Consider the following 3613-nt stretch of genomic DNA (forward strand, 5'->3'; position numbering starts at 1 on the left):
GAGAGTTATGAACTCGATCCTTTATATCGCAGCCAGCGGTTGTCAGGGGCGGTTCACTGCTGCAAAACTTTCCTCCGGCCTCCACGGTGCGAGGCTATTTCTATTGCTGGCGTGATACCGGCCTTTGGCAGACGATCAACCACATCCTCGTCTCGGCCACGTGTGAACTGGAAGGACGCCAGTCCTTTCCAACAGCCGGTGTTGTCGACAGTCAGAGCGTCAAAACCACGAAAAGCGGCGGAGTTTCGGACCATGACGCCCCCTCTCAGCGTTGCTTAGCATCGCCTGCCGGGCAATGGGCAAAAAGGTCAAGGGCCGCAAGCGCCACGTCATCACCGCCTTGTCCAGGATACGAACGAGGCCGAAGGCCTGTTCCAGGGGGGCTATCACGATGAAAACGGTCGTCCGGTCGGCTACCTCTTTCAGGAGCGTGCATCCGGCATCACGGTGAAACGAAAATACGATGCCTTCGATCGAGCAGGGCGGGACGTTGTTGTGCATGTCTTCGATCCGATGGACGCGACGGACGTGCGCGGGATTTCTGTCCTGGCATCTGCGTTTCGCAAACATATCCAGCATGAGATGCTCGACGATGCGACCTTGCAGACAGCGATCCTCCAGACCGTCTTTGCAGCAACGCTGACCAGCGAAAAACCGACCATGGAAGCGTTCGAGGCCCTGGAGGTGCTCAAATCGGAAAATGTCAACGGGGCTTCGGACTATGCCAACGACTATGTCGACTACCTGAAGGGCAGCCTTGAAGCCGCCGCCGAAGACGACATCAGGATTGGTGGAGATCCGCAGGTGTCGCATCTGGCACCCGGTGAGAAGCTTGACTTCAAGTCGGCCGGCACGCCCGGCAACCAGTATCTGCCGTTTTCGAACGCGTTGTCTCGCGATACGGCCCGGGCGATCGGGATCTCCTACGGGGCCCTGACCATGGATCACACGAACGCAACCTATTCGTCGGTCCGAATGGAAAACTCGTCAATCTGGCCGGTTGTGATCCGCCGGCGCGACCGTTGCGCTGTCCCGATCGAACGTGCGCTCTATGAAAGCTGGATCGACGAGGAGATCGGCGAGGGCCGCATACCGTTCAAGGGTGGCTACCAGGCCTTCCTGTCCAACCGCGAGGCCGTCTGTCAGGCAAGCTGGCAGGGACCGCCCAAACCGACTGCGGACGACCTGAAAAGCGCGAAGGCGTCGAGCGAGCGGCTCGGCAACGGAACAAGCTCAATCGAGATCGAGGCAGCTGATCTCGGTCTCGATCCGGATGATCTTTTCGAGCAGCGGCGCGAGACACATGAGCGCTACATCGAGGCGGGCATGATGTCGCCCTATGCGCCAAAAGATCCGGCGAAGGCCGGCTCCGCCGAGGAACCGGACCAAGACAGGGAGGTAGGGAATTGAGCGTTTCCTCCCTGATCGTGATCGGCGGCGAAGAGGTTGACATCAACGCACCATGCGACGTTGCCACCGCACTTAAAAAGCGGCTGCTCTCAGTGGCCTCCGGGACGTCTGAGCTGATCATACGCATGGGCGGCGAGGAGGTGACGTTCAGCAAGGCCAATATCGGCGCGCTGAACGGCCTGATCGCTGAATATGAAACCAAGTGCGCCAGGGCGGGTGGTCAGAACCGCCGCGGACGGGCACGCGGAATACGATTCATCTAGAGCAAGGACGGAACCGATGCCGGTTTATGTGAACGGCGAACTCGTTTTGTACGGGTTCGTTGGGGATAGCTAAACGAGAAGTCTGATGAACAATCCGGCTAAGGGCTAATCTCCGGTTTACTGTGCCATTTAAGACATCTGAACGGAGCGTCGTTTGCAATGATTAGAATTCATTGAACACTGGAAAGCGCAAGGAGCTAAAGAGCATTGGGAAATACTGTAAAGCCTGTCAGCACATCAAGTAGTACAAACAGCAACAGTTTTGCGCAAGCTGTGTCCCCAGCCAGTGTCCATGCTGACAAATTTTCTTATTCTAGCAGCAAGACTGTGCGATCAGCGTCACGAAAGTCGAATATTCTAGACAAAATCTCCAAATATTTCAAAAGTAGCACCAAGATTTGTAGCAATTGGAGATTGCGTCACAAAACGAACAGTTTGAATAAATCGGAATCCAAAGCAATAAACAAAATGTTGCAAGGTCTGCGAATTGATCGCAAATTTTCTAATGAACTGAAAATTGATAATTCTAAAAGAGTCTATGAATGTTTAAAGAAATTGCATACCATAAGAGCTGAAAAATTAGATCGCAAGATAAACGACGAAAACGTTCCTGTTGTCGATGTTCTTATAGGAGTATTTAATTCATCTATTAATCTAAAGCGGGATTCAAATACGATGCCTGCGCTGAGAGCGCTCATCGCATTAGCTGTTCGGCCAGATTTTGATTTGGTAGACCGTTATTCTGATTGTAAAACCCGTTATCATAGAATGCTTGAAGGTTTGGCCAGGATCAGACTAATGCCGTCCAGTTACGTCGAAGGAAGAACCAAAAAAATTGAGGCGCAGGACGAACAAATCAGAAATTCTTTGCATGAGTTGCGGACAGGGCTGATTGAACTATTTCCTCACCAAGCGGTCGCTGTGGGAGATCGATTTCATGCTCTAGCAGATAGAACACCGGAGCACGAGGAAACGGCGTTTAATCTCTTCCGACAAGCTGCAGACCACAATGATTTTAATGGGATGACACGAGTGATAAGAGCCTATCGTGACGGTGACGGCGTGGACGCGGATCTACAAAAGATGGCTGAATGGAGCGCCAAGTTAGACGCGAAAATTTTGGCAATTCCTGAGTTGGTTTGAGAATGCGTCGTATCGTGGCGGGTGTCGAAGCCTGACAGAACTACCAATAGGAACGATACGCCATAACCACCGATTCAGACATCATCGCCCTGCGTTAGCCGGGAACTGTGTATGACCGGCTGACCGCGATCGCCTACGAAGGGGGCGTGACGGATGCTGGCGGCCGCCTCATTTGTCTCGCAGCATGCCGAACAAAATAAACTTGCAATACCCACGGCGCGTTCTGAGCTTTGTGATAACCCCGACCCGGCTTTGCAAGCCATGCAAATTGGAACGGGACACACCCACTGTCTGAGAGACTGATTTAAAAGTAGTTGAGTGATATCTACGGGTTGTGATTCAACCGTCTTTTTCCGGAAGATGGAGGATCGGATTCCTTGGAATGATATCACTGCGCAAGCAACACAACCGCGCCTCTCTTCTATATCCAAGCGATTTGACGGACCGGGAATGGTCTGTGGTGGCGCCGCTTATCCCACCGGCCAAACCGCGTAGCCAGCCGCGCAAGAGCAACATGCGAGAGTTATGAACTCGATCCTTTATATCGCAGCCAGCGGTTGTCAGGGGCGGTTCACTGCTGCAAAACTTTCCTCCGGCCTCCACGGTGCGAGGCTATTTCTATTGCTGGCGTGATACCGGCCTTTGGCAGACGATCAACCACATCCTCGTCTCGGCCACGTGTGAACTGGAAGGACGCCAGTCCTTTCCAACAGCCGGTGTTGTCGACAGTCAGAGCGTCAAAACCACGAAAAGCGGCGGAGTTTCGGACCATGACGCCCCCTCTCAGCGTTGCTTAG

The 3613-nt window shown here is 53.3% G+C and carries 3 protein-coding genes and 2 pseudogenes; all 5 read left to right on the forward strand.

The window, feature by feature from the left end; genetic code table 11:
• A pseudogene (locus OA90_RS29735) lies at positions 1 to 260 on the forward strand (transposase); the annotation flags it as partial.
• 109 nt (positions 261 to 369) lie between these two features.
• A complete protein-coding gene (locus tag OA90_RS27385) occupies positions 370 to 1410 on the forward strand; it encodes a phage portal protein (protein ID WP_244274719.1) in 1041 nt (346 codons plus the stop codon).
• A complete protein-coding gene (locus OA90_RS27390) occupies positions 1407 to 1673 on the forward strand; it encodes a hypothetical protein (RefSeq protein WP_068420179.1) in 267 nt (88 codons plus the stop codon). The genes OA90_RS27385 and OA90_RS27390 overlap by 4 nt, the downstream gene beginning before the upstream one ends.
• Before the next feature lie 468 nt (positions 1674 to 2141).
• On the forward strand, positions 2142 to 2816 hold the full coding sequence (locus tag OA90_RS28900; protein ID WP_156510719.1) for a sel1 repeat family protein: 675 nt from the start codon (positions 2142 to 2144) through the stop codon (positions 2814 to 2816).
• 360 nt (positions 2817 to 3176) lie between these two features.
• A pseudogene (locus OA90_RS29740) lies at positions 3177 to 3613 on the forward strand (transposase); the annotation flags it as partial.

Origin of the sequence: Labrenzia sp. OB1, assembly GCF_001624695.1 — a bacterium.
In the GTDB taxonomy this organism is placed as follows: Bacteria; Pseudomonadota; Alphaproteobacteria; order Rhizobiales; family Stappiaceae; genus Roseibium.

What these genes read in the sequence shown, in the direction of transcription:
- OA90_RS28900 (WP_156510719.1), top strand. Translation starts at nt 2,142, where the DNA reads ATGTTGCAAGGTCTGCGAATTGATCGCAAATTTTCTAATGAACTGAAA.